The sequence below is a fragment of the Yersinia canariae genome, assembly GCF_009831415.1.
In the GTDB taxonomy this organism is placed as follows: domain Bacteria; phylum Pseudomonadota; class Gammaproteobacteria; order Enterobacterales; family Enterobacteriaceae; genus Yersinia; species Yersinia canariae.
Map to the genome: position 1 here is coordinate 1,522,852 of NZ_CP043727.1, position 26,860 is coordinate 1,549,711.

A 26,860-nucleotide genomic window follows, 5' to 3' on the forward strand; every position below is an offset into this window, starting at 1 on the left:
GAGTAAGAAACAATTTATAAAAAGAAAAGAGTACCGATTTTCAGAAGCTTAAACGCGGTAGCCAACGCCAGTCAGAGCAGATTGTGCGCCGTACCCTGCACCGGTATTGCCAATGTGGCGATGCCCGTCCAATTTTAACGTGAGCAATGAAAAATGTGGAAATGGTTTCATCAATTCGCTAAACCCGAACGGCTTTATCAACTGTGTGGCCGGTTTATTCCATGGCTGAGCATAGCCGCAGTTATCTGCTTGATTGTGGGCTGGGTGTGGGGTTTCGGTTTCGCCCCATCGGATTACCAGCAAGGTAATAGCTTCCGTATCATGTATTTACATGTTCCTGCGGCGATTTGGTCGATGGGAATTTATATGTCGATGGCTATCGCGGCGTTTGTCGGTTTGGTCTGGCAAATGAAAATGTCCGATAACGTCGTGGCGGCCATGGCCCCTGTGGGCGCGGTGTTTACCTTTATTGCCTTGGTGACCGGTTCAGCTTGGGGTAAGCCCATGTGGGGAACTTGGTGGATCTGGGATGCGCGGCTGACCTCCGAGCTGGTGCTGTTGTTCCTGTATCTGGGCGTGATAGCCCTGTACAACGCGTTTGAAGACCGCAAACTGGCGGGGCGAGCTGCCGGTATTCTGGTGCTGGTCGGCGTGGTCAATATCCCCATCATTCATTTCTCTGTTGTGTGGTGGAATACCTTGCATCAAGGTTCGACCAACATGCAGCAAAGCATTGATCCGAGTATGCGCTCCCCTCTGCGCTGGGCTATTTTTGGCTATCTATTTTTCTTTATCACCCTGACATTAATGCGCCTGCGTAATTTGATTTTACAGCAAGAGCGCCATCGCCCTTGGGTTGCCGCTTTATTACGTAAGGAGCCTCGTGTATGAATCCGGCCTTTAACTCTTGGGCGGCATTTTTTGCCATGGGTGGCTATGGCTTTTATATCTGGCTGGCGGTGGCTGCATCCCTATTATCCTTGTTGGGCCTCTGGGTACATACCCTCTGGCAACATAAACAACTATTAGCGGATATTCAGCGCCGTGAAGCGAGAGAGCAACGTATTCGCCAGGCAAATCAGACCCAAGGTGAGCAAGTCAAAATTGCCCCCCGTTCGCAGGAGAAACAACAGTGAACCCACGTAGAAAAAGTCGGCTCTATTTAGCGATTGTGGTTCTAATTGGTCTCGGCTTGACCACCACTCTGGTGCTGTATGCGCTGCGTTCTAATATTGATTTGTTTTATACCCCCGGTGAAATTTTGCAGGGCAAAGGTGAGCGCCATGAGAAGCCCGAAATCGGTCAGCGCTTGCGCATTGGCGGCATGGTGATGCCGGGGTCGGTGAAACGTGACGATAAAACGTTGGAAATGAGTTTCAAGGTTTACGATGCACGTGGTGTGGTTACCGTGACTTACACCGGCATTCTGCCGGACTTGTTCCGCGAGGGGCAGGGCGTGGTGGCGCAAGGGGTCTTTGCTGAAGGTAATACCATCAATGCCAAAGAAGTCTTGGCAAAACACGATGAAAAATATACCCCACCGGAAGTGAAAGAGGCGATGAAAGAGAATCATACCCGCCCAGCGGAGGCCTACAGCAGCGCCAACAGCGAGGGTAATGCCTCATGATGCCTGAAATTGGCAGTTTCTTGTTATGTTTGGCGTTGGCTATCTCACTATTGCTGAGTCTATATCCGCAGTGGGGAGCTGCGCGGCAGGATGCGCGTATGATGGCCACCGGCCGGCCATTGACCTACGGTTTGTTTGCCACCATTGCACTTTCATTTATATGCCTCACATATGCGTTTGTGGTGAATGATTTCACCGTCTCTTATGTGGCGGCAAACTCGAATTCACATCTGCCAGTGTATTACCGGATTGCTGCCACTTGGGGCGCGCACGAAGGGTCTTTACTGTTGTGGGTTTTGCTGCTCAGTTGTTGGTCACTGGCGGTGGCGCTGTTTAGCCGCTCAATGCCGGATGATGCCGTCGCCCGGGTGCTGTCAGTGTTGGGAATGATAACGGGGGGGTTCCTGCTGTTTATTATTCTGACCTCGAATCCGTTCAACCGCACCTTGCCGGACTTCCCCATTGATGGTAACGATTTGAACCCGTTGTTGCAGGATGTCGGGCTGATTTTCCACCCGCCTTTGCTCTATATGGGTTATGTCGGTTTCTCGGTAGCATTTGCGTTTGCCATCGCCTCTTTAATGGCAGGGCGGCTTGACAGTGCTTGGGCTCGTTGGTCACGCCCGTGGACTCAGGCGGCGTGGGTGTTCCTGACCATGGGGATCGTGCTCGGTTCGGCCTGGGCTTATTATGAGCTTGGCTGGGGCGGCTGGTGGTTCTGGGATCCGGTAGAGAATGCTTCGTTTATGCCTTGGTTGGCGGGCACCGCACTGATTCATTCGTTGGCTGTCACCGAAAAACGCGGGACATTCAAAGCATGGACGGTATTACTGGCCATTACCGCGTTTTCTTTGTGTCTGATGGGGACATTCCTGGTGCGCTCCGGTGTGTTGGTTTCGGTGCATTCTTTCGCCTCTGACCCGGCGCGCGGCATGTTTATTCTGGCCTATCTGGTGATTGTCATCGGCGGTTCCTTACTGCTGTATGCCGTTAAAGGTGCGCAGGTGCGCAGCCGGACTCAGCATGAAGTGTTCTCGCGCGAGACATTCTTGCTCGGTAATAACGTGTTGTTGATTGCGGCCATGTTGGTGGTATTGCTGGGCACATTACTGCCACTGGTACACAAACAGCTGGGATTGGGCAGTATCTCCATCGGCGAACCTTTCTTTAATACTATGTTTACCTGGCTGATGGCACCGATGGCCCTGTTAATGGGGATTGGGCCGTTAGTTCGCTGGCGGCGTGATCAACCGAGTAAATTATACAGACGCTTGGGTGTGGCGCTGGTGGTCACCTTATTGATGTCGATATTGGTGCCGTGGTTGCTGCAAGATACTATCGCCGGCATGACCGTGGTCGGGCTGATGATGGCCATCTGGGTGATTATCCTTACCGTGATGGAGTTGCACGAGCGCGCGACTCATCGCCACAGCTTCTGGCGCGGACTGAGGCTGCTTTCCCGCAGTCATTGGGGCATGGTGTTAGGTCACCTTGGGGTGGCTGTGACCGTGATTGGCATTGCATTTAGTCAGAATTACAGTGTCGAGCGCGATGTGCGCATGAAAGCCGGTGATAGCATTGATATCCACGATTATCACTTCGTATTCCGCGATGTTCACGATATTAAAGGGCCAAATTATACCGGCGGTGTCGGTATTATTGATGTCACTCGAAACGGTAAACCTGAAGCCACCTTACATGCAGAAAAACGCTATTACAGTGTGTCGCGTTCGATGATGACGGAAGCGGCTATTGATGGCGGCCTGACTCGAGACCTTTATGCCGCATTAGGTGAAGAACTGGATGACGGCTCATGGGCGGTGCGCTTGTATTATAAGCCATTTGTTCGCTGGATTTGGTATGGCGGGGTGTTCATGGCCATCGGCGGCATCTTCTGTATGTTCGATCCCCGTTATCGGATGAGTAAAAAGTTAAAACGCGGCGCTGCAACGGAGGCTGAATAATGAAACTCAATAAGCTGATGTTCATTCCGTTAGTGCTGTTTTTGCTGCTGGTCGTCGCTTTTCTTGTGCAATTGACCCGAAATGCGAATGGCGATGACCCCACGATGCTGGAGTCGGCGCTGATTGGCAAACCGGTACCGGCCTTTAAATTAGAATCCCTTGAACAGCCGGGAAAAACCTTTGATCAAGCGGTTTTGCATGATGGGAAGCCAATGTTGCTCAATGTTTGGGCAACCTGGTGTCCGACGTGCCGTGCCGAACATGAATATCTGAATAAATTGGCGGCGCAGGGCATCCGGGTCGTGGGGTTGAACTATAAAGACGACCGCACCAAAGCGGTACAGTGGCTCAATTCGCTGGGAAATCCTTATGCTCTGAGTTTGTATGATGGTGATGGCATGCTGGGGTTGGATCTGGGCGTTTATGGCGCGCCGGAAACTTTCTTGATAGATGGCCAGGGCATTATTCGTTATCGCCATGCCGGTGATCTCAATGACCGTGTTTGGCAGCAGGAAATTTTGCCACTGTATAAAAAGTATCAGGGGGGCGCATGAGATTATTCAGTCTGGTACTCGGCCTGATATTAAGCTGGGGTATTTTGGCGACCAATGTTTTTGCGGCTATCGATACCTACACCTTTAGCTCGGTGGAGCAGGAACAGCAGTATCGTGAGTTAACCGAGCAACTGCGCTGCCCTAAATGTCAGAACAACAGCATTGCTGATTCCAACGCCACCATTGCCGCTGATATGCGTGGCAAGGTGTATGAGCTGCAACAGCAGGGCGATTCCAAACAGCAAATCATTGATTACATGGTAGCCCGATACGGCAATTTCGTGACATATGAGCCACCTGTCACTGTCGCAACTTTGATTCTGTGGGTGGGGCCGGCATTGTTTGTCCTGATTGGGGCGGTCATTGTTGTGCTACGTGCCCGGCGGCGGGTAGAGAAAAATGCGGCACTTTCGCCGCAGGAGCAGCAACGGCTACAGACTCTACTGGCTGAACAAGATGCTACTGTCAAAAAACAGATCTCGGCTCAACATGAGAAGATGAACAGGAAACAACCATAATGGCTTTTTGGCTGATAGTAATTATTTTGCTGGCGGTCGCGGGGGCTTTGTTGGTCATTCCGGCGATGCGACAAGAGACGAATTCACCGGCTACCACCCGAGATGAGCTGAATAAGGCGATTTATCAAGACCGATTGTCTGAATTGGCCGAAGACGAAGCCCAAGGTGTGGTGGAGCAGCGGCCTGAATTAATTCAGGAATTGCAACAAAACCTGCTGACAGATATCCCACAGGAATCTATTGTGGACACAAGCCCCATTAACCGCTGGGTTTTATTACCGGGTGTGGTGATTTTGGTCGTGGTGTCAGTCGGGCTATATCTGAAAACCGGAGGTTTGTCACAAGTGCAGGCGTGGCATCAAGTTGAGGCGCAGATGCCCGAGTTGCGGGCCAGAGTGGCCAATGAACGGGCGGAACCTCTGACAATGGAGGAAGTCGCGCGTTTGGGGCTGGGGTTACGCACTTCATTGCAGCAAGATACCGGTAACATCAATGATTGGATGATGCTGGGCAGAGTAGGGATGGCACTGAACAATGCTACCACTGCAACACAGGCTTTTGCTAAAGCTTACCAGCTTGCGCCCGATAATGATGATGTTAGGTTCGGTTATGCCGAAGTGCTGACTCGATCCAATGATCCGCAGGATAATCAATTAGCAACCACGATGTTACGCACCATGGTTGGGCAGGATCACACCAACTTGCGTGCCATGAGTTTATTAGCTTTTAATGCTTTTGAGCAGGGCGATTTTAAACAAGCCATTGGCGCGTGGGAAGTTATGCTAAAATTGCTGCCTGCTGGTGATTCTCGAATAGAAGTGATAAAACGCAGTATTGCACAAGCGAAATCGCAGGCTGGGCAGGAAACAGCTACACTGGAAATAGAGGTCTCATTATCACCTGAGGCCGCCCAGAAACTACCCCAACAGGGGGCGCTGATTATTTCGGTAACGGACGGAAAAACCCCAATCCCGGTCGCGGTAAAACAGCTGCCTTTGAGCCGATTCCCGTTATCAGTCACTCTGGATGATAGTAATGCAATGATGCAGGAGCGTTTGCTCTCCTCTTTGCAGCAGGTGAATGTGCGTGCCCGAATTTCATTAGACGGCACAGCTAATTCGCAGTCAGATGACTGGTTTGGTGAAAGTGGTGTGCAGGATTTCGGTACGAAAGGGCAGCCCCAGACAATTAATGTTCAGATAAACAAACAGATCCCTTAAATATAAGGGGCTGGAAGAATTTCATGGAGAAAGATATGAACTACCGCCTGATTGGGCTGGCTTTTGCAACCGTACTGTTAGTCGGGTGTGCCAGTAGCTCGCCGGATCACATGGAGCAGGGTCGCTCTGATCCACTGGAAGGTTTTAACCGGGCAATGTTCAATTTTAACTATGAGGTTCTTGACCCCTATATTGTGCGCCCGGTGGCGGTTGTTTGGCGTGATTACGTGCCACAACCTGCGCGTAATGGGATGAGTAACTTCCTGGGTAACCTTGAAGAGCCCGCCAGCATGGTCAACAGTTTCCTGGTGGGAGACCCGTACAATGCGATGAAGCACTTTAACCGCTTCTTCCTGAATACTATTTTGGGGATGGGCGGCTTGATTGATGTGGCTGGTATGGCCAATCCAAAACTGGCCAAAAAAGTTCCGAACCGCTTTGGTAGCACGCTGGGGCATTATAATGTCGGCTATGGCCCTTATGTCGTATTACCGGCCTATGGCAGCTTCACTCTTCGTGAGGATGGCGGCGATGCGGCGGATTTCGTCTATCCGGTGCTCAGTTATCTGACTTTCTGGATGTCAGCAGGGAAATGGGCGCTGGAGGGGGTCGAAACCCGTGCGCAGCTATTAGATTCAGATGGCTTGCTACGTAACTCATCCGATCCGTATCTGATGGTGCGCGAAGCATACTTCCAGCGTAATGATTTCCTGGCGAATGGCGGGCAATTGAAACCGGAAGTTAATTCTAATGCTCAGGCTATTCAGGGTGACTTAGAAAGTATCGATTCACCCAACTGATAGATGTTGTGGTTCAGACAAATAAAAAAGCGCCTAAAGGCGCTTTTTTTGTCAGCAGCATAAATAATGCTGTTAATGAGGGCTATCAGAAGGCGTAGTTGAAGTTCACACCGTACAGCAGTGCGCTACCTTTAGAGTCAAACTGATAGGTTGTCCCGCCCAATGCGGCAGGCGTTTTTTCCGAGATATGCACGTTCTGGCCGTGCATATAGGAAACTCCGACGTCAACTGATGCATCTTTGTTGAAAGCGTAGGTGGTACCGGCACTTATCCAGAAACGGTCTTGGTCTGGAATCGAGATAGTGCGGTTATCAGCGGGCACTGGGCTATCATCAAAGGCAATACCGGAACGGAAGGTCCAGTTATCATCGTAATAATAGGTGGTACCCAGCGCGATACGGTAAGCATCGTGGAAGCCTTCTTGCTTCTCAAACAGCGTCTGGCCGTTGGTCCCGGTTGCTTTCAGCTCTTTGAACTGACTCCAACTGGTGTAGGCCAGGCTATAGTGAATAGCCCACTGTGGTGCCACTTTATTATAACCAGACACTTCCCACACTTCCGGCAGGTTCAGGGTTAATGCGCCGGGAACAACTCGGCCGCCTGTGCCACTTGGTGGTGGTAATTGGCTGCTGAAATCGCCATCAAAATCGATTTTTACTTTAGAACGATAGGTGAGGCTGTAACGGTTTTCTTTATCAACTTCATACAGAACGCCCGCATTCCAGCCATAGCCCCATTTTGTCCCTTCCATACGGGTGACTTCAGTGCTGGCTGGGATAACCCCACGGCCTGCTTCACCAATATGGCGCACAATCTTGGCATCAGCATAAACCGCATTGAAGCCCAGGCCGAAACTGAAGTTTTCATTCAGGCGATAAGCACCGCTCAGATTGAGGTTCGCAGTTTTCAGGTCAGTCTGGCCCCCCAAAGAACCGGCAATATAATCATCATTAAATTCAGTCGCCAAACCGTAGTTTGAAGTGCCGGAAGCCCCAATTGCCCATTGCTCATTCAGTGGCATAACGAAGTGGATATTCGGGATCCACTCTGATGGCGCGATGTTTTTGGCATTGGTACTTCTGCCCGACAGGGGAGATGTGCCGCTGATATCAACGTTCGGATCGACATACACCACACCGCCTGAGAAAGAAGGGCGGTCGAATAAAGTCATTGCGGCGGGGTTGCGGCTACCCACGGAAGCATTGTCAGCAACAGCGCCTTCACCAGAGAAAGAGCGGCCCAATGCAGCTGCTGAATATTCATTTAGCTGAAAGCCAGCCGCAGAAACGTTCGAAGAAACCAGTGCTACTGCAGCTGCCAGAGCTGATCGGGTAAACAGGTTTTTCTGGTTCATGACCAAAACCTCATTGTTTTATTTAAACTATGTTACATACCGTAACAAGAGAATGCGGGATTGTAGGGTCCGTTATCGGTCAGACAAAGCAGACCAGTGGCTGAAGTATAGGTCCGACCTGTGCGAGTGTTGCAAGTATGTTTTAGTATTTGGGCGGTTTTGATTGCAAAAAATAGACGTAGTTAACAAAAAACTCACAATTTAGCAGCAATTAATACATTATTGATGAGTGAACAAACAATTTTACCGTGATTTCCGTCACTTAATAGGCCTATAAACAGTAAGTCCTAGTACCCAATGACTGACGGTAGTAAAATAGCAAATAGAGAAAATATTTTTTGCACCCTGTCTTATTTGTTTGCGCTAATTGTCATTTGCGCTGCCTGATAGGCAATTTGCACCTATTTTGAAATGTCCGTTGAGGAGAATTGAAGATGTCAGATGCAATTAATCGCTGTAGCGCGGAAGAAACCGCAGCCTGCTGCTGTATAGATGTGGGTACTATCATGGACAATACTGATTGCACCGCGTCCTATAGCTGTGTATTCGATAACCGTGCAGAAGCTGAAGCGATGCTGAAAACGCTAACTGAAAAAGCGCGTGCTGTTGAGTCTGAGCCTTGCCTGATTGAACATAAGCTGGAAGAAACTGAAGGTGGCGTGCGTTTAACCGTTGATTTCACCTTTGCCTGTCAAGCAGAAACCATGATTTTCCAGTTGGGCTTGCGTTAATAAGCACCTGACTGTGAGACGAATCAGATAAGTTGAATAACCTTAAAACGCGGAGTTTTTACTTCGCGTTTGTTTTTGTCCTATTTCCGCTGTGAATACCCGCCTGTTCTTATTTCTCCTCATTTTTATTGTGAAAAGTTGCTCCTGCTCCCACTTTCCTATTCTATAGGTTTACCAAATGTAAATGTTTGGTTAACAATAATTGGATCAGGTCAGACCTGTTATTTGTTATGCTTTAATAAAAGCCACTTAGACTTATCGGGAGCATTTATGAGTAAGCCATTACCGCTAGTGACGCGCCAGGGCGATCGCATTGCAATAGTCAGCGGCCTGCGAACCCCTTTTGCCAAGCAGGCAACTGCTTATCATGGCGTGCCAGCTGTAGATTTAGGCAAAATTGTGGTCAGTGAATTATTAGCCAGAAGTGGTGTTGCTCCTGAATTAATTGATCAACTGGTGTTTGGCCAAGTAGTACAAATGCCCGAAGCACCCAATATCGCGCGAGAAATCATTCTGGGCACTGGCATGAGTGTGCATACTGATGCTTATAGTGTTTCTCGTGCCTGCGCGACTAGCTTTCAGGCGGTGGCTAATGTAGCGGAAAGCATCATTGCAGGCTCCGTCACAGTGGCGATTGCGGGGGGCGCGGATTCTTCTTCCGTTTTGCCCATTGGGGTCAGTAAAGCACTGGCGCGAACCTTGGTTGATGTTAATAAAGCACGAACCTTATCCCAGCGCTTGAAATTGTTCAGCAGACTAAAATTGCGCGATTTGCTCCCGGTTGCCCCCGCCGTCGCTGAATACTCGACCGGTTTGCGTATGGGCGATACCGCTGAGCAGATGGCTAAAACCTATGGTATCAGTCGTGAAGATCAGGATGCTTTAGCCCTGCGATCCCATCAAATGGCGGCACAGGCTTGGCAACAGGGGTTATTGCAAGATGAAGTGATGACTGCCTATATCCCACCTTATCGTGATGCTATCACTGAAGATAATAATATTCGTAAAGATTCCACCATGGCGCAATATGCCAAATTGCGACCAGCATTTGACCGCAAACACGGGACTGTCACGGCAGCGAACAGTACGCCACTGACAGATGGTGCGGCGGCGGTCATGATGATGAGTGAATCAAAGGCAAAAGCGCTGGGTTTGCAGCCATTAGGTTACCTACGTAGTTTTGCTTTTTCGGCTATTGATGTCTGGCAAGACATGCTTTTAGGCCCATCCTACGCCACTCCCCTCGCACTGGATCGCGCCGGAATTACCTTGGCAGATTTAACGCTTATCGATATGCATGAAGCTTTTGCCGCGCAAACACTGGCTAACCTGAAAATGTTTGCCAGTGACAGCTTCGCGCGCGAGAAACTAGGGCGCAGTCAGGCTATCGGTGAAGTTGATATGAGTAAATTCAACGTGTTAGGCGGTTCTATTGCTTACGGTCACCCCTTTGCTGCAACCGGCGCACGTATGATTACTCAAACATTACATGAATTACGTCGCCGTGGCGGGGGATTAGGATTAACGACCGCATGTGCTGCGGGTGGTTTGGGTGCGGCGATGATTTTGGAGGTGGAATAATGAGCCAGCAAGATAGCCTTAATAGCGGCGAAAACACTGCCATGGTGGAGGCCGCGCCTCCGGCCCATTCAGTATTCACTCTCAACATCCGGCCCGATAATATCGGTGTTATCACCATTGATGTTGTCGGTGACAAAGTGAATACCTTAAAAGCTGAATTTGCAGAACAAATTTATGAAATATTGCAACAAGCACAGACTTTGAGCCAATTGCAGGGCTTAGTGATTATTTCGGGTAAACCGGACTCCTTTATTGCTGGTGCTGATATCACCATGATTGCCGCTTGCCGCACTGCGCAAGACGCTCGCGTGCTGGCTCAGAAAGGGCAATCCATTCTGGCCCAAATCGCCGCATTCCACATCCCTGTCGTCGCGGCTATTCACGGGGCTTGCCTCGGCGGCGGCCTGGAGCTGGCGCTGGCATGTCATAGCCGTATTTGCTCACAAGATGATAAAACCGTGCTCGGTTTGCCGGAAGTACAGCTTGGGCTGCTGCCGGGGTCTGGTGGCACCCAGCGCTTGCCGCGTCTGGTGGGGGTCAGCAAGGCGCTGGACATGATATTGACGGGCAGGCAAGTCCGTGCGCGTCAGGCACTTAAAATGGGGCTGGTGGATGACGTCGTTGCGCAGGATATTTTGCTTGATGTAGCTATCGAGCGGGCAAAAGCGGGTTGGCTTGATAAACCAGTATTGCCATGGCAGCAGCGGTTGCTTAGTGGCCCCCTAGGTAAAGCATTATTATTTAACATTGTGCGTAAGAAAACGCTGGCGAAGACAAAAGGGCATTATCCAGCGGCCGAACGTATTATTGAGGTTGTGCGTAAAGGGCTGGATCACGGTGGGCCAGCCGGTTATGAAGCCGAAGCGAAAGCTTTTGGTGAGCTGGCAATGTCCCCTGAGTCAGCCGCATTACGCAGTTTGTTTTTTGCGACCACCTCGCTTAAAAAAGAAACCGGTGGTCAAGCACAGCCGCGCGCCATTCATCGTGTTGGGGTGCTAGGCGGTGGTTTGATGGGGGGCGGTATTGCCAATGTAACCGCAACGCGAGCGGGTTTACCGGTACGAATTAAAGATATTAACCCTATGGGGATTAATCTGGCGCTGAAATATACTTGGGATGCTTTAGGCAAACGGGTTCGCAGCAAGCGGATGCGCCCGGCTGAGCGGCAACGGCAGATGATGTTGATTTCCGGCAGCACCGATTATTGTGGTTTTGGCAATGTCGATATTGTTGTTGAGGCGGTATTTGAAGATTTATCGTTGAAGCAACAGATGGTTGCAGATATTGAGCATTTCGGCGCACCCCACACCATTTTCGCCTCTAATACATCGTCACTGCCAATCAGCGAAATCGCCGCGCAAGCTCAGCGGCCAGAGCAGGTTATCGGCCTGCATTACTTTAGTCCGGTTGATAAAATGCCGCTGGTAGAAGTTATTCCGCATGCAAAAACCAGTGAAGAAACCATTGCAACTACTGTTGCTTTAGCGCGAAAACAAGGGAAAACGGCCATTGTGGTGGCGGATCGGGCAGGGTTCTATGTAAATCGTATTTTGGCCCCCTATATCAATGAAGCCGCTCGCTGTATCTTGGATGGGGAACCCATCGATTCAGTTGATAAGGCGCTGGTCGATTTTGGTTTCCCAGTTGGCCCGATAACCTTGCTAGATGAGGTTGGGATTGATGTGGGCACCAAAATAATGCCCATTCTGGTTGAAAAACTGGGCCCACGTTTTGCCGCGCCGCCCTCATTTGACGTGATCTTGAAGGATGGACGGAAAGGGCGTAAAAATGGCCGTGGTTTCTATCTTTACCCAACTAAAAGCACCGGATTTACGTGGAAAAGAAACCCGGGTAAACAAGTTGACGCCAGTGTTTATACCTTGCTTGGTGTCACACCGAAAGCCCATATTGAATCAGCCGTGATAGCCCAGCGTTGTATCATGATGATGCTGAATGAAGCGGTGCGCTGCCTGGATGAAACTATTATTCGTAACCCGCGTGATGGGGATATTGGCGCGGTGTTTGGGATTGGTTTCCCGCCATTCTTAGGCGGGCCTTTCCGCTATATGGACAGCCTGGGCGCAGAAAAAGTGGTGAAAACGCTTAATTTACTTGCGCAGCAGTATGGTGAGCGTTTTGAACCTTGCTCATTATTGGTGAGGATGGCTGAGCAACAACAAACATTTTATCCATCGGAAAACAGCACCAATGAGAGAGCTGTCAACGCCTAAAATTAAGAGTGTGAACAAGATCACCACCTGCAATTCTTAGAGATAAGTTGGCTATACATCGGGGACAACCCGCGCTACCTTAAATCAGAATCACGCGAAGTGACTATTCGTGCCAAAATGAATGAATAGCCACTTATTGCGCAGGTGATAGAATTTGGATTAAGCTGTTGATATGGTTACTCCGTAACCAATCAAGGTTGGCTGTCGGTGTCAGCGGTGTAAAAAACAGCCATTTTCTTTACCCTAAGTTTCAGGCAAAATGCCCGGCCGCCATAGAGAGACGGCGCGTTATCGTTATGAAGTTTCTTTGCTCTTCAGCAAAGGTTTCGGCGGTACAGCACGCAAAGCGTTTCTGTATAGCGTTATTTTGTTAACAAAAACGGTGCAATATGCAAGTTTTCATTATGCGTCACGGTGACGCGGCCCTTGATGCAGCAAGTGATGCACAACGGCCTCTTACTCTGTGTGGTCAGGATGAATCACGTCAGATAGCGAGCTGGCTAAACGACCAGTCCGTCGATATCGATCAGATTTTAGTTAGCCCGTACTTACGCGCAGGGCAGACATTGGAAGTGGTGCGCGAGGTGATGACGCTTCCGGCAGAGCAGGAAGTGATGCCAGAATTAACGCCAGGTGGGGATGCCGCTTTTGTTTGCTGTTATTTACAAGCATTAGCAAAAGAAGATTGTGCTGCGGTGTTGGTTATTTCGCACTTACCGCTGGTCGGATATTTAGTGGCTGAACTTTGTCCGGGGCAATGCCCGCCGATGTTTGCGACTTCTGCAATCGCTTGTGTTGATTTGGATGGCGAGACCGGCAAGGGGACTTTTGATTGGCAGGTCAGCCCGACACAGCTTTTAGCAAAAGCGTGTCACGGCTAAGAATTACATGAGCCAATGATCAATGGGCGCGGCATCACTGTCGCGCCTTTGTCATTTAGACTCCCCGCCGACTGCAAATTGCATGTGTGTTGGCGGCACTCGCGATTTGGCCCATCGACCGCCGCGCTTTTGCAAGGCAGCGAGATCTATCCCGCTACTGTTCTAACTCGATTAATACCAATAATGCCGCCGTCCCGCCCCATTCTTTCGGGGCTTGATGGAACGCCAGTACATCTGGATGTTGCGCTAGCCACAGCGGCGTTTGCTGTTTCAAAACATGTTTACCATGCCCATGCATAACACAGGCACAATGCACATGTTCGCGCTTGCAGGCTGCAATTAATGCCCCCAACTCTTGCTTGGCTTGCTTCTGGGTTAACCCGTGTAAATCTAAAAACATGTCGGGTGAATAATCACCACGCCGCAGTTTTTTAACTTCAAAATGGTCAACACCCGGCCGCACATAGCGTGTTGGGCCCTCGGTATCCAACTGCGGTTGGAATTCATCAGAAAAATAATAACTGGCATCAACCTGTTCTTGCAGCAATCGTTCTGGCGCAATTTTTTTGCCGAGTTTGGGCGGTGCACGGTGGACAATTGTGTCTTGTTTCAGTTTCTTCGCCCCGGCTATCGACTCTTTAAATAGCTGTAACTCATCTGTTGTCAGGTGATATTTATTTTTCATTATCTGTTCATCGTACTTATGCAATTCCCCCAGTTTACCTGTTGAGATGCATCTGTCTAAATAAATGTGGATATATGCGCGTCATTCTTCACGCGAGGTCGCTGCCATCAGTGCTCACATCAGCGCCCGGCAATTTATCACCCGAATCACTGACTTATGTCAGCTTACTGGGGTGTTACCACTGGCCTCCTTCGTGCTGCTTGAATTATTGGAGGGTAGAGGATTGATTGCTTTAATATGTATTTCATTATTTGGATATCATTCAACTGATGTATTGCTGCTGATTTGTGGCGGGCTTCATGGCAAACTAGGAGGATAGATAATGATTTTATGCCCTAGCTGGAGAATACCTTGGACAAGATTTTCGTCGACGAAGCCGTAAATGAGCTGCACACCATTCAGGATATGTTGCGTTGGGCAGTTAGCCGTTTTAATGCGGCCAATATTTTTTATGGTCACGGTACTGATAATCCGTGGGACGAAGCGGTGCAATTGGTTTTTCCAAGCCTCTTTTTACCCATAGATATTCCAGAAGATATGCGCAATGCGCGCCTAACATCCAGTGAGCGCCATCGTATTGTTGAGCGAGTTATTCGCCGGGTCAATGAGCGAATTCCAGTTGCTTACTTGACTAATAAAGCCTGGTTCTGTGGTATGGAATACTATGTCGATGAGCGCGTGTTAGTGCCGCGCTCGCCTATCGGTGAGCTGATAAATAATAACTTTGATGGGCTGATTCGCCATCAACCCAAGCATATTTTGGATATGTGTACCGGCAGCGGCTGTATTGCTATCGCCTGTGCATATGCTTTCCCGCAAGCGGAAGTGGATGCGGTCGATATCTCCAATGATGTGTTGGCAGTCACGGAACACAATATTCAGCAGCACGGCATGGAGCATCAAGTTACACCGATTCGCTCTGATTTGTTCCGTGATCTACCGCCAATCAAATATGATTTGATTGTCACTAACCCGCCATATGTCGATGCCGAAGACATGGCCGATTTACCGCAAGAGTTCCATTTTGAACCTGAGCTTGGTCTGGCTGCGGGCAGCGATGGTCTGAAACTGGCCCGCCGCATTCTGGCCTGTGCGCCAGATTTTTTGCAAGATGATGGTGTGCTGATTTGCGAAGTGGGTAACAGCATGGTGCACTTGATGGACCAATATCCAGATGTGCCGTTCACTTGGCTGGAGTTTGACAATGGCGGTGATGGCGTCTTTATGCTGACCAAACAGCAATTGATTGATTGTGCAGCTCATTTCAGTATGTATCGCGATTAATCATTCACTTTTAAATCTGTCAGGGTGATAAAAATCAGCCTGACAAAGTGCTTATTAGAGAATTCAAGGAGCCGTGATGGCTGGGAACAGTATTGGGCAGTTTTTCCGCGTCACCACTTTTGGTGAATCTCACGGCATCGCTTTGGGATGTATTATCGACGGTGTTCCACCGGGTATTCCTATCACTGAGGCAGATATTCAGTTGGATCTTGACCGACGTCGCCCCGGCACCTCGCGCTATACCACTCAACGCCGTGAGCCGGATCAGGTTCGCATTTTATCTGGCGTATTTGAAGGGGTCACTACCGGTACCAGCATCGGGTTGATGATTGAAAATACTGACCAGCGCTCACAAGATTACAGCGAAATTAAAGATGTGTTTCGCCCAGGCCATGCCGATTACACCTACGAGCAGAAATACGGTGTGCGCGATTATCGCGGCGGTGGCCGCTCTTCTGCCCGCGAAACGGCGATGCGCGTTGCCGCCGGAGCTATTGCCAAAAAATATCTGGCGCAGAAGTTTGGTGTGCAGGTGCGGGGTTATCTAGCACAAATTGGTGATATTAGCTGTGACGTGGTTGATTGGGATCAAGTTGAGCAAAACCCTTTCTTCTGTCCAGATATCAGTAAATTAGAGTCACTGGATGCCCTGATGCGCGAGCTGAAAAAAGCCGGTGATTCTATTGGTGCCAAAATTACAGTCGTGGCTGAACATGTGCCCGTTGGTTTGGGCGAACCGGTATTTGACCGTTTAGATGCTGATTTGGCCCATGCGCTGATGAGTATCAATGCGGTGAAAGGGGTGGAAATTGGCGATGGTTTTGCGGTAGTGACCAAGCGCGGTAGCGAAAACCGCGATGAGATTACGCCACAAGGTTTTCAAAGCAACCATGCTGGCGGCATTTTAGGTGGGATAAGTAGTGGGCAGCCGGTGGTGGCACACATCGCGTTGAAGCCGACCTCCAGTATCACGGTTCCGGGGCACACGATTAACCGGCAGGGTGAGGCGGTTGAGATGATTACCAAGGGCCGCCATGATCCTTGCGTTGGCATCCGCGCAGTCCCTATTGCTGAAGCGATGATGGCTATTGTGTTAATGGATCACCTGCTGCGCCAGCGAGCACAGTGCGGTGATGTGGTTTCAGACGTTCCGCGCTGGTAGGCACAATGAAAAAATGGATAGCGGGCTTATTGGCGTTGGTCGCCGTCAGCCCGGCAATGGCAGCGACGCCGTGGCAACAAATTACACACCCGGTGGCAGGGGCTCCGCAGTCAATTGGAGGTTTTGCCAATGGCTGCGTTATTGGGGCGATGCCTTTGCCACTTGAGTCGGCAGATTATCAGGTGATGCGCCCGGATCAGCGCCGTTACTTTGGGCATCCTGATTTGCTCAACTTTATCCACCGCCTGAGTGATAAAACAAATAAAAATCAGTTGGGTACAGTATTAATTGGTGATATGGCAATGCCAGCCGGTGGGCGTTTTAGCAGCGGTCATGCCAGCCATCAGTCTGGTTTGGATGTGGATATTTGGCTACAACTGCCAAAACAGCGCTGGAGCCAGCAGCAACTGCTAAAACCGCAACCTATTGATTTAGTAGCAGTAGACGGCAAGCGAGTGGTGCCAGCATTATGGCAACCGCAAGTTGAAAGCCTGATTAAACTGGCGGCTAATGATAACGAAGTGACGCGCATTTTCGTCAATCCGGCGATTAAAAAGCAGCTTTGTCTGGATGCTGGCGCGGATCGTACTTGGTTGCATAAGGTGCGGCCGTGGTTTGGTCATCGCGCCCATATGCATGTGCGTTTACGTTGCCCGGCAGATAGTCTGGAATGTCTGGATCAAGATACCCCCCCGCCGGGTGATGGGTGTGGAGCGGAATTAGAAAGCTGGTTCCAGCCTCATCAACCAAGTGCTAAACCGGGTAAAACTTTACCACCACCATTGCCACCTTCTTGTCAGGCTTTGCTGGACAACCATTTCGCTGCGGAATAAATCATGGATTGGTTTACCTTGGGTCCTGCGGTTTTAGGGATATTGTTTTTAGTCGCGTTATTGGCCGGTTTCATTGATTCCATTGCGGGTGGCGGCGGCCTATTGACTGTCCCGGCACTGCTGGCGGTGGGGTTACCTCCGGCGCAGGTCTTGGCGACCAATAAACTGCAATCGGTCGGCGGATCATTCTCCGCCAGCCTTTATTTTATTCGCCGTGGGGCGGTTAATCTGAAGGAGCAAAGGCTCACCATTGCTTTAACTGTGGTGGGGTCGATGTTAGGCGCTATCTTGGTCCAGCATATGCGGGCAGATATTTTGCGCCAAATTCTGCCGTTGCTGGTGATTGGCATTGGTGTCTATTTTCTGGTGACCCCCAAGCTTGGTGAAGTTGACCAACAGCGCCGTTTGTCTGCGCTGCCATTTGCCTTGATCGCCGGTGGCGGTGTGGGTTTTTATGATGGTTTCTTTGGCCCCGGTGCCGGCTCTTTCTATGCGCTGGCCTTTGTGACTTTGTGCGGCTTTAATCTGGCAAAATCCACCGCTCATGCCAAAGTCCTCAATTTTACCTCTAATCTCGGCAGCCTGATTTTCTTTATTGTCGGCGGCAAAGTCGTGTGGAGTATCGGATTGGTCATGCTGGTAGGGCAGGTCTTGGGCGCACGGCTGGGAGCCCATATGGTATTGACCAAAGGGCAGAAATTGATTCGTCCTATGATTGTCGTGGTGTCATTCGTAATGAGCTGCAAACTGCTGTACGACAGCCACGGTACTGAGATCTCTTCTTGGCTGGGATTACATGTTTTCGCATAACTTAAGGTATCAAATATAACAGTGAGCTTGAATGCCGCTGCGGATACCCCTCTTACGGACCTAAGCATGACGCATGATTATCAACAATTAATCGATATTTTTAATGCCTGTTTCAGCGATAAATTTAATACGCAGTTGGTGAAAGGTGATGATGAACCAATCTATTTACCTGCGGATGAACAGTTTTCTTATCATCGGGTGATTTTTGCCCATGGATATTACGCCAGCGGGATGCATGAAATTTCTCATTGGTGTATTGCCGGGGAAGAGCGCCGCAAATTAGTCGATTTTGGCTATTGGTACTGCCCCGATGGGCGCGATGCCTTAACTCAGAGCCAGTTTGAAGTCGTCGAGATTAAACCTCAGGCGCTGGAGTGGATGTTTTGTGTCGCGGCGGGTTTCCCCTTCAATGTCAGTTGTGACAACCTGGAAGGGGATTGTGAGCCAGACCGAGTCACATTCCAACGTAAAGTGCGCGAACAGGTGCTGTGGCATCTGGAAAATGGAATATCCCCACGACCTGCGGGCTTTATTCAGGCGCTACAATCGTTTTACAATACGCCGCCGCTGGCAGCCGAACTTTTCCCTTACCCGGAAGATCTGGTTTAAAAACACCCCGCAACTCCGACTATTTGGGGTGGGAAATGAATATATTAAGGAATATTGATGATCGCAGAGTTCGAAACGCGCATCTTGGCGCAGATTGATGACATGGTAGAGCACGCCAGTGATGATGATTTATTTGCTGGTGGCTACCTGCGCGGTCATCTCACACTGGCAGTTGCTGAATCTGAAGAATTTGGGGAGCACACCGCCGACCAGTTACATGCACGAGTGCAGACCAGTCTGAATAAAGCCATCAAAGCCGGTGAGCTTTCCCCACCGGATCAGGTTTTAGTCTTGGGATTATGGGACCGTTTGTTGGAAAACGCGCAGTTACCGCACTAAATATCTTGTGGGTTTGTCGCCACAGAGGAGGCCGGAACACGCGGTTGCACCGGCCTGCCTTTCAGCAATTTTCGAATCCAAAACCGGTTAGGATTAAGCGCTGCCAGTGTGTTGGCATCTAATGGCTGTGGCTCACCAAACATTTGCGCGGCCAAAATTTCAGCCACCAATGGCGCACTGCACAAACCGCGCGATCCCAATGCTCCCACCATAAATAACTCCGGCCATACTGGCGCGAGCGCTATCTCTTCCCCATCTTGGATTTTACGTGGCAAATCCTGATATTGCGCGAGTGTGGCATTGTAATCTGGCACGGCACCGACCATGGGCAAATGATCGCGAATGGCGCAGCGCACACCGCAGCGAGCCTGATTATCACTGATATCAACCTGCTGCGGCCAACTAACATTAGGTAAGCAACGTATCAACCGATCCCGATTCTCTTGTTGTTCGCTGGCACGAAAATCGGTAGCCACATCGCCGCGTTGGTAACTGGCACCGATGCAGTGATGCTGATTAGCCGGGTTTACTGGCGTCAGGTAGCCGTCATAACACAGCACTTGCCGCAACTGGCTGAGCACTGGTGTGGTCGGGATGTGCGAAACTTGCCCACGTACAGCTGACAGCGGCAGATGCTGAGTTTGTTCCCACTCAGGTAAGCGGTGACCGGCGGCAAGTACCACGGTGGCATGTTGCTTGTTTATCAACGGAGATTGGAATACCAGTTGCCATAGCCCATCAACATGCTCGAGCTGGCTTAATTCATGCTGGTAATGGCAAGTCATACCATTTTGTTGTGCCAACGCCATGAGCGCTGTGGTGAGGTCTGATGGGCAAAGCCAGCCGCCGGCGGGGTAATGGATACCATCATGGGCGCAATCCAACCCTGCCAGCGCGCTCAGTTGTTCACGGCTCATCGCTTCGGCAAGCTGTGTTGGCCAATTTGTTTGCAGTATTTTATCAATTTTGCCACGGCTTTTTTCATCAAAGGCCAGTTGGCTGACACCACACCACTGATGATCAAAGTGAATACCTTGCTCAAGCAATTGAGAGTATTGACGTCGGGCATAGGTAAATGCACTGGTGAAAAACACTTCGAGTGCATCATTTTTACCGTTAAGTAACGGATAGAGCGCGCCTTGGCGATTGCCTGATGCGCCTTGGGCCGGTTGCGCGTCGGCACAATAAAGTGTGACTTTAGCACCACGGCGCAGCAAAGCTAATGCGGTTAATGTGCTGACAATCCCGCCACCGATAATCGCGATATCATCACAATGAGCAGCGGATGGCCGGTGATACCAAGGTGCGGATTGGGTGTTGAGGTTTTGCCGCAAAGTGCCGGTCAACATTTCGCGTTTCTGCCCAAAACCCTTTACTTTAGCTACGTCAAATCCTGCTTGTTGCAAACCCCGGCGAACGAATCCAGCGGCCGTGAAAGTGGCAAATGTGCCTCCCGATCTGGCCATGCGCGCCATGGCATTAAACAGGGCCTCATTCCACATATCAGGGTTTTTAGCGGGAGCGAAACCATCAAGAAACCAGGCATCTACCTGATTCATCAAGCTGGAGTCTAACTGCGGTAGTAGGGTATTCACATCACCAAACCATAAATCCAGCGTGATAGCCCCGTCAGCCAGTAAAATTCGGTGGCAGCCTGCAAGGGGCAATGGCCACTGGGCGCGCAGTTGTTCGGCAAAAGAGGCCAGCTCCGGCCAGCGGTCATGGGCCGCGGCTAAATCGGCGACCTGAAGCGGGTATTTTTCGACACTAATATAATGCAGACGCTGGAGTTTGGCTGTGGGGTGTTGTTGGCGAAAGTGGGCGAAATCCCGCCATAAAGTCAGGAAATTCAACCCGGTGCCAAAGCCCGTTTCGGCAAAAATGCAGTTATCACGCGGGTGTTGGGCAAAGCGTTCTGGAAAGCCATTTCCCTTAAGAAAAACATAGTGAGTTTCTTCCAGTCCATCTTCATTGGAAAAATAGATATCACCAAACTGTTCCGATACAGGTGTACCCTGTTCATTCCAGCTCAATGTTGCAGTTTGGATGGGGGCTTGGCTCACGTTTAAAGACTCGTATCTCAAGGGGTGGGGCGATTCTAACTATGTGACCCGCCGCGTGCAAATCGTAAAATTATATGAGTATATTACGCTGATCGGACTTGTTCGGCGTACAACTGTACGCTAAAGTGCGTTGCAAAATCCCGAATGTAAAATAAGTGGAAGAGGTATTGAATGAAGCGTGCAGTCATTACTGGCTTGGGTATTGTATCCAGCATTGGTAATAACCAGCAGGAAGTTCTGGCATCTTTACAGGAAGGCCGCTCTGGCATTACTTTCTCTCAGGAATTTAAAGACGCAGGTATGCGCAGCCATGTATGGGGCGATGTAAAGCTTGCATCTGAGACCATTACAGAAAATATCGACCGTAAAGTGCTGCGCTTTATGAGCGACGCCTCTGTTTATGCTTATCTTTCAATGAAACAGGCCATTGAAGACTCTGGTCTGACGGACGAACAGGTGTCTAATTTCCGCAGTGGGCTGGTTGTTGGCTCAGGTGGCGGTTCACCTCGTAACCAGGTTGCTGGTTCTGATGGTATGCGCGCGAAAGGTTTGCGTGGCGTCGGCCCTTATATGGTGACTAAAGCAATGGCATCCGGTGTCTCCGCATGTCTGGCAACACCATTTAAAATCAAAGGCGTAAACTATTCTATCAGTTCCGCTTGTGCGACTTCAGCACACTGTATTGGCCATGCGTTGGAATTGATCCAACTGGGCAAACAGGATGTGGTGTTTGCGGGTGGCGGTGAAGAGCTGTGCTGGGAAATGTCCTGCGAGTTTGACGCCATGGGCGCATTGTCGACTAAATACAATGAAACTCCGGCTAAAGCTTCTCGTACCTATGATCAAGACCGTGATGGTTTTGTTATTGCAGGCGGCGGCGGTATGGTTGTCGTGGAAGAGTTGGAGCATGCTCTGGCTCGTGGCGCACATATTTATGCTGAGATTGTTGGCTATGGCGCAACTTCAGATGGTGCTGATATGGTCGCACCATCAGGCGAAGGCGCGGTGCGTTGCATGAAGATGGCAATGGAAGGTGTTGATACACCAATTGACTACATGAACGTGCACGGTACTTCTACTCCTGTGGGTGATGTGAAAGAACTGGGTGCAATCCGTGAAGTGTTTGGTAATAACACACCAGCTATCTCTTCAACCAAAGCCATGACCGGTCACTCTTTAGGTGCCGCAGGTGTGCATGAAGCTATCTTTAGTTTGCTGATGGTTGAGCACGGTTTTATCGCGCCAAGCATCAATATTGAAAAGCTGGATGAGCAGGCCGAGGGGATGAATATCATCACTGAGCCAACCAAACGTGAACTGACCACTGTTATGTCTAACAGCTTCGGTTTCGGTGGCACTAACGCCACATTGGTAATGCGTAAATTTCAGAAATAAGATATAGAGCAGATATTTCTGCTGGTTTATTCTTAATAATTAAGCCTGCGCTCTATCGCAGGCTTTTTTATTCGCTATAAAATAAATTTTGCTTCTAAAAATAGCTCTTAATACCGGATAAGTAGGTTTTTGGGTGATTTTGTCTTTTTGTATAAAAGAAGGCTGGTTGATCACATGTTATTCATAAAAATATCTTATAATAAATATCTTATATTGATAACACTACAAAAAGTAGGTGATTGAATCATAAAGTATTAAGATAAAACTTATCCTTTTTTAATGTATTTATATTCCTTTAAAGTCAAATTTAGAGTTAAAAAGTCCTTGCCTGCTCAAAAACGTTAATTCACAATATTAGAACAATAACTAAACAAATTTATTTATACCTTCTAATTTACTAACACAGCAGGGTAGTTTAATGAGCCATAATCAAAGTGATCAGAAACTTAAGATTGCCGATTTAAACGAGCGCGTCGTTCATGAAATTCTTGAAGTTATAAGTGATGGCATCTGGGATTGGAACGCAAACAATGGATTTGTTTACCGCAATACGGGCTGGTATGACATGCTGGGATACCCGGCCCATGCTTTTGAAAATACAGTCCATACTTGGGAGAAAATTATCCATCCGGATGATTTTGAAAGGGTGATGTTTCAATTTGATGCTTATATTAATCAGCAGGCCGAAAGATACCAGATAGAATATCGTTGCCGGACCCATGATGGTGACTATATCTGGATTGAAGATCGGGGCAAGGTGATTGAACGTAACAGTGACGGTACAGTATCAAGGATGATAGGTGCTCACAGGAATATTCATGACAGAAAAAATCGTCTCGAAAAATTAGAATTAAAGAATAAGTCCTTAGAGGCATTAGTTGAAGAACGAACGGCCGAACTGCGTGAAAGTAATTTTCAGCTTCAACAGCAATTAGATATCAAAAAAATCCTTTCGGAAACGGATTTATTAACTTCTGTTGCAAATCGCTATTTATTAGAAAAAGTACTGAAGCATGAATATAATCGTGCTAAGCGTTTTTGCCAGCCACTATCATTACTTTCTCTGGATTTAGATAATTTTAAATCGATTAATGACAAATATGGTCATTCGGTCGGGGATTTGACTCTGACACATATTGTTGATGTTATCCGTAATAATATTAGAGAAGTTGATGTTTTAGGCCGTTGGGGAGGCGATGAATTTATGATTGTCTTACCTAATACGCAATTAAATGAGGCTAAAAACATCGCGGAGAAAATCAGGCATCTGATTGAGATAATGCCAGTCGATGGCAATATTAATGTAACAATGAGTTTGGGTGTGGTTGAGTTAGAACAAAAAGAATCACAGGAACAGTTATTAATTCGTGCTGATAAAATGCTCTATAGCTCAAAAGCTGCGGGCAAGAATATTATTAGTGGTTGATATTCCTGCCCCGTGACGTCAACAGCTTCAGGTATCGCTATGGCTGAAGTGCATATTGCGCTGCCGCTGCGGCATGTATTACTGTCGTATCAAAAACAGGCACTGTGGCATCTTGTGCATTCACCAATAGTGTAATTTCAGTGCAACCAAAGATAATCCCTTGAGCACCGAGCGCCTCTAATTGTTTCATGATTCGGCGATATTCCTGACGGGACTTTTCACTGATAATCCCTAAGCAAAGTTCTTCATAAATAATGCGGTTAATAATTTTGCGGTCTGCGCTATCGGGAGTAACAACTTCAATATTATGCTTTTGAGTTAAGCGGCCGCGATAGAAATCTTGCTCCATAGTATAACGGGTGCCGAGTAAACCGATTTTACCAATCCCTTGATGCTTGATTTGTGCAGCAGTGGCGTCGGCAATGTGTAATAAAGGTAACCCACTGGCGGCCTCAATATCATCAGCCACTTTGTGCATGGTATTGGTACACACCACAATAACATCCGCCCCAGCACGTTTTAATGAAATAGCAGCATCAGACAGCAATTGACCCGCAGTTTGCCAATCACCTTTGGCTTGAAGCTGCTCAATTTCATGAAAGTCGACACTGTAGAGAATAATTTTGGCGCTGTGTAATCCGCCTAATTGCTCTTTTACTTGTTGGTTGATTATACGGTAATAGGGGATGGTCGATTCCCAACTCATACCGCCAATAAGGCCCAAAACTTTCATTATTATTCCTATCCTTTGCCGTGGCAGGCGAAAGCCTGATGTCTGTTATTACCAAGATAACAGGCAGATATACGGTAAGACAACATGGGGAAATAACAGCCGGATAGGATTTTTATCAATACACGATAATGTCAGGATAACCGCTGAAGCGGCTATCCTGATATGTTCTAGAACCAAGCTTCCCACATTGCTCCAATGTTGAAGGAGTCTAGACGGGTATCTTCGGTGCCGGTGGTGTTGGCTGTGTGTTTATTATCGACTTCGCCGCCGGTGACGTAGAAGCGCAGCATTGGCCTGAAGTCGGCACCCATTGCGATAGAAACGTTTTGCGAAAGAGTCAGCTTCCAGCCTTTGTTATCGCCACCAGTGTCATAATCTACGCGCTGATAACCCGCTTCAAGCCAGGTCGAATGGATATCATTCCAGAAATGCATCGGGCGAATAATGACACCATAGTTGCGGCGATTGTCCTCATTATGGTGACTTCTGTCGTAATCATGGAATGCCGCGAGGTAAGTCACAGAGGTTTGCTGTGTGAACTTATAGGTGCCCTCAAGGCTGGTATAAACAGTGCGAAGGTCGTTGGTTTTGTTATAAACACTGTTATCTGAGTTGTCAGAATAACGAGTTACCCATTTGTTCTCGATGTTTTCACCGGTATGGCTAAGTACGACGGCTGTCTGCCAGGCTTTCAATTTTTCTTGGCTTTCAATCGCTTTAGAGTCAAAACCATAGTTGGTAAACAGCTCAAAATCGATCGGCCCCAACTTCACGCCATGTATTTTGGAGGTCAGAGCATAATGGCCGTTATCACCGGTTCCTGAACCACCGGTACAGGTAATACGTGACGGATTTGATTGGTTAGCGATAACTTCCGGGCTACATGATTGCACCGCGGCGACGGCGGCGGCATCAAGTTGAACACCACCGAGATCGAGGTTTTTTATCCCGGCGCCTTGCCCATCATGGGTCATCCAGAAGTAGTCGTTAATCCCTTGTTGTGGGCGCTGATGGAAATCACGACCGGCCCATAAATATGCATTTGGTTGAGATTCAAATAAGTTAGTCACCCCGGCATAAGCTTTTTTCAGGTTAACTTCGTCACCCCAGTGGTCAAGCATGACCACCACATCCCATATAGCGCCATTATCGCCTTTAAATGCTTTAGATAGTTGGAACTCCCCGCCGTTGCCCTCATTGCCCAAACGGCCAATAGCTGAAGAGCCATTATAGGAGCCATCAACACCCACGTATTTTTGGTCACCCGCCTGGAAGTGTGCGCCATAACGCGCATAGGCGTTGAATTTCAGGCCGTAAGGAATGGCCATATCCGGGGTTGGCGGGATTGAAGCTTTCTCAACCACATCAACACTGGGTTTTTGAATAGTTGCGGCTTCTATTTTTTCTTTACGTTCAGCCAGCGCTTTTTCTACCGCGTCGGCCACTATTTTATTAAGTTGTTCAGTGGTAATCGTGGTAACGGTTTGTTGTGCTAGTACAGAAATAGGGCAAAGCGCGGCGATAACCGCCATTGCTAAAGGAAGTTGTTTATATATTTTCATCGCTATCTCATTTAATAATTTATTATATTAGACGATATTATCCCGCCCGAATTTGACAGGATAATAGTGCCATCACCAAAGTAAGGTTGTTTTTATAATGTCATTAGAATAAGTTTATTTAAATTTTAGGTGTAATGATCTCTCCGTTTAAGATGGATAATATAATATTGTTTATTTTTAAAAATTAACGCTGATAAAGATGAATAATTTCTTCCGATAATTCACGGGCCAGCAAGGAGGTCATTAAATGATCCTGCGCGTGAACCATAATTAGCGTCATTGGCTGCCTGGCTTCCCCTGCATCCTGTTCAATCAGCTTGGTTTGCATATGGTGCGCTTGGCGGGCAAAACCGTCAGCTTCTTGCAACAAACTTTTAGCTTTATCAATGTCGCCTTTTCGCGCGGCCTGTAATGCTTCAAAACACAGACTACGTGATTGACCGGCATTAACAATAATTTCCATTACCGCTTCTTCTAACTCGACCATTATTTATTCCT

General features: G+C 48.7%; 26 protein-coding genes. 20 read left to right on the forward strand and 6 right to left on the reverse strand.

The features are described 5' to 3' along the window. Positions 1-153: 153 nt before the first annotated feature. Genes F0T03_RS07185 through mlaA form a run of 8 tightly spaced genes read left to right on the forward strand, consistent with a single transcriptional unit; the run spans position 154 to position 6,683 of the window. A complete protein-coding gene (locus F0T03_RS07185) occupies positions 154-891 on the forward strand; it encodes a heme ABC transporter permease (protein WP_145554592.1) in 738 nt (245 codons plus the stop codon). Then, entirely contained in the window at positions 888-1,136 is a 249-nt protein-coding gene (gene ccmD / locus F0T03_RS07190) for a heme exporter protein CcmD (RefSeq protein ID WP_145554591.1), read from the forward strand. The genes F0T03_RS07185 and ccmD overlap by 4 nt, the downstream gene beginning before the upstream one ends. Then, complete coding sequence (ccmE, locus tag F0T03_RS07195; protein WP_159677589.1) at positions 1,133-1,627, forward strand: cytochrome c maturation protein CcmE; 495 nt, start codon at positions 1,133-1,135, stop codon at positions 1,625-1,627. Before ccmD ends, ccmE begins: the two co-directional genes overlap by 4 nt. Beyond that, entirely contained in the window at positions 1,624-3,591 is a 1,968-nt protein-coding gene (locus F0T03_RS07200; protein ID WP_145554589.1) for a heme lyase CcmF/NrfE family subunit, read from the forward strand. The genes ccmE and F0T03_RS07200 overlap by 4 nt, the downstream gene beginning before the upstream one ends. Further along, positions 3,591-4,145, forward strand: coding sequence for a DsbE family thiol:disulfide interchange protein (locus F0T03_RS07205; protein ID WP_145554588.1), 555 nt, complete (start codon positions 3,591-3,593; stop codon positions 4,143-4,145). Before F0T03_RS07200 ends, F0T03_RS07205 begins: the two co-directional genes overlap by 1 nt. Continuing rightward, entirely contained in the window at positions 4,142-4,663 is a 522-nt protein-coding gene (locus tag F0T03_RS07210) for a cytochrome c-type biogenesis protein (RefSeq protein WP_159677590.1), read from the forward strand. Before F0T03_RS07205 ends, F0T03_RS07210 begins: the two co-directional genes overlap by 4 nt. After that, entirely contained in the window at positions 4,663-5,883 is a 1,221-nt protein-coding gene (gene ccmI, locus F0T03_RS07215; protein WP_159677591.1) for a c-type cytochrome biogenesis protein CcmI, read from the forward strand. Before F0T03_RS07210 ends, ccmI begins: the two co-directional genes overlap by 1 nt. 35 nt (positions 5,884-5,918) lie before the next feature. Further along, entirely contained in the window at positions 5,919-6,683 is a 765-nt protein-coding gene (gene mlaA / locus F0T03_RS07220; RefSeq protein ID WP_145554598.1) for a phospholipid-binding lipoprotein MlaA, read from the forward strand. Between the two features lie 85 nt (positions 6,684-6,768). Here mlaA and fadL read toward each other — a convergent pair whose 3' ends face one another. Then, positions 6,769-8,037: a long-chain fatty acid transporter FadL gene (fadL, locus tag F0T03_RS07225; protein WP_162526902.1), complete on the reverse strand. Its 1,269-nt coding sequence runs from the start codon at positions 8,035-8,037 to the stop codon at positions 6,769-6,771. A gap of 434 nt (positions 8,038-8,471) precedes the next feature. Here fadL and F0T03_RS07230 point away from each other — a divergent pair, with 434 nt between their 5' ends. The 4 genes from F0T03_RS07230 to sixA all read left to right on the forward strand — a co-directional run bounded on the left by F0T03_RS07230 (position 8,472) and on the right by sixA (position 13,461). Next, entirely contained in the window at positions 8,472-8,768 is a 297-nt protein-coding gene (locus F0T03_RS07230) for a YfcZ/YiiS family protein (protein WP_072081930.1), read from the forward strand. Positions 8,769-9,038: 270 nt separating this feature from the next. After that, positions 9,039-10,349 (forward strand): acetyl-CoA C-acyltransferase FadI, encoded by a 1,311-nt coding sequence (gene fadI, locus F0T03_RS07235; RefSeq protein ID WP_145554584.1) that lies wholly within the window; start codon positions 9,039-9,041, stop codon positions 10,347-10,349. Continuing rightward, on the forward strand, positions 10,349-12,580 hold the full coding sequence (gene fadJ / locus F0T03_RS07240) for a fatty acid oxidation complex subunit alpha FadJ (RefSeq protein WP_162526903.1): 2,232 nt from the start codon (positions 10,349-10,351) through the stop codon (positions 12,578-12,580). The genes fadI and fadJ overlap by 1 nt, the downstream gene beginning before the upstream one ends. Positions 12,581-12,969: 389 nt before the next feature. Continuing rightward, positions 12,970-13,461 (forward strand): phosphohistidine phosphatase SixA, encoded by a 492-nt coding sequence (sixA, locus tag F0T03_RS07245; protein WP_145554583.1) that lies wholly within the window; start codon positions 12,970-12,972, stop codon positions 13,459-13,461. 154 nt (positions 13,462-13,615) lie between these two features. Here the strand turns inward: sixA and smrB are convergent, their stop codons facing one another. After that, the gene (gene smrB, locus F0T03_RS07250) at positions 13,616-14,146 is read right to left on the reverse strand and encodes an endonuclease SmrB (RefSeq protein WP_145554582.1); all 531 of its coding nucleotides are present in this window, start codon (positions 14,144-14,146) and stop codon (positions 13,616-13,618) included. A gap of 351 nt (positions 14,147-14,497) precedes the next feature. On the opposite strand from smrB, the gene prmB reads away from it, so the two are divergent. The 6 genes from prmB (at position 14,498) to F0T03_RS07280 (ending at position 19,183) form a co-directional block, all read left to right on the forward strand. Continuing rightward, complete coding sequence (gene prmB / locus F0T03_RS07255; RefSeq protein WP_145554581.1) at positions 14,498-15,430, forward strand: 50S ribosomal protein L3 N(5)-glutamine methyltransferase; 933 nt, start codon at positions 14,498-14,500, stop codon at positions 15,428-15,430. Positions 15,431-15,506: 76 nt separating this feature from the next. Further along, entirely contained in the window at positions 15,507-16,592 is a 1,086-nt protein-coding gene (gene aroC, locus F0T03_RS07260) for a chorismate synthase (protein ID WP_145554580.1), read from the forward strand. Positions 16,593-16,597: 5 nt separating this feature from the next. Further along, a complete protein-coding gene (mepA, locus tag F0T03_RS07265; RefSeq protein WP_145554579.1) occupies positions 16,598-17,425 on the forward strand; it encodes a penicillin-insensitive murein endopeptidase in 828 nt (275 codons plus the stop codon). A gap of 3 nt (positions 17,426-17,428) precedes the next feature. Then, the gene (locus F0T03_RS07270; protein ID WP_145554578.1) at positions 17,429-18,235 is read left to right on the forward strand and encodes a sulfite exporter TauE/SafE family protein; all 807 of its coding nucleotides are present in this window, start codon (positions 17,429-17,431) and stop codon (positions 18,233-18,235) included. Positions 18,236-18,301: 66 nt separating this feature from the next. Beyond that, positions 18,302-18,844: an elongation factor P hydroxylase gene (locus F0T03_RS07275; protein WP_159677592.1), complete on the forward strand. Its 543-nt coding sequence runs from the start codon at positions 18,302-18,304 to the stop codon at positions 18,842-18,844. A 57-nt stretch (positions 18,845-18,901) separates the two neighbouring features. After that, a complete protein-coding gene (locus F0T03_RS07280; RefSeq protein ID WP_159677593.1) occupies positions 18,902-19,183 on the forward strand; it encodes a YfcL family protein in 282 nt (93 codons plus the stop codon). Here the strand turns inward: F0T03_RS07280 and mnmC are convergent. Next, on the reverse strand, positions 19,180-21,246 hold the full coding sequence (gene mnmC, locus F0T03_RS07285) for a bifunctional tRNA (5-methylaminomethyl-2-thiouridine)(34)-methyltransferase MnmC2/FAD-dependent 5-carboxymethylaminomethyl-2-thiouridine(34) oxidoreductase MnmC1 (protein WP_159677594.1): 2,067 nt from the start codon (positions 21,244-21,246) through the stop codon (positions 19,180-19,182). The two genes, F0T03_RS07280 and mnmC, sit on opposite strands and share 4 nt — an antisense overlap. 171 nt (positions 21,247-21,417) lie before the next feature. Between mnmC and fabB the strand changes: the two genes are divergently transcribed. Further along, a complete protein-coding gene (gene fabB, locus F0T03_RS07290; protein ID WP_145554575.1) occupies positions 21,418-22,641 on the forward strand; it encodes a beta-ketoacyl-ACP synthase I in 1,224 nt (407 codons plus the stop codon). A gap of 418 nt (positions 22,642-23,059) precedes the next feature. After that, complete coding sequence (locus tag F0T03_RS07295; RefSeq protein ID WP_159677595.1) at positions 23,060-24,067, forward strand: sensor domain-containing diguanylate cyclase; 1,008 nt, start codon at positions 23,060-23,062, stop codon at positions 24,065-24,067. A 37-nt stretch (positions 24,068-24,104) separates the two neighbouring features. Here the strand turns inward: F0T03_RS07295 and F0T03_RS07300 are convergent, their stop codons facing one another. The 3 genes from F0T03_RS07300 to F0T03_RS07310 form a co-directional block, all read right to left on the reverse strand. Continuing rightward, positions 24,105-24,800, reverse strand: a complete 696-nt coding sequence (locus F0T03_RS07300; RefSeq protein ID WP_162526904.1) for an aspartate/glutamate racemase family protein — start codon at positions 24,798-24,800, stop codon at positions 24,105-24,107. Positions 24,801-24,967: 167 nt separating this feature from the next. Beyond that, a complete protein-coding gene (locus F0T03_RS07305) occupies positions 24,968-26,362 on the reverse strand; it encodes a carbohydrate porin (protein ID WP_159677596.1) in 1,395 nt (464 codons plus the stop codon). Between the two features lie 184 nt (positions 26,363-26,546). Further along, positions 26,547-26,849, reverse strand: a complete 303-nt coding sequence (locus F0T03_RS07310) for a PTS lactose/cellobiose transporter subunit IIA (protein ID WP_004391580.1) — start codon at positions 26,847-26,849, stop codon at positions 26,547-26,549. Positions 26,850-26,860 lie beyond the last annotated feature (11 nt).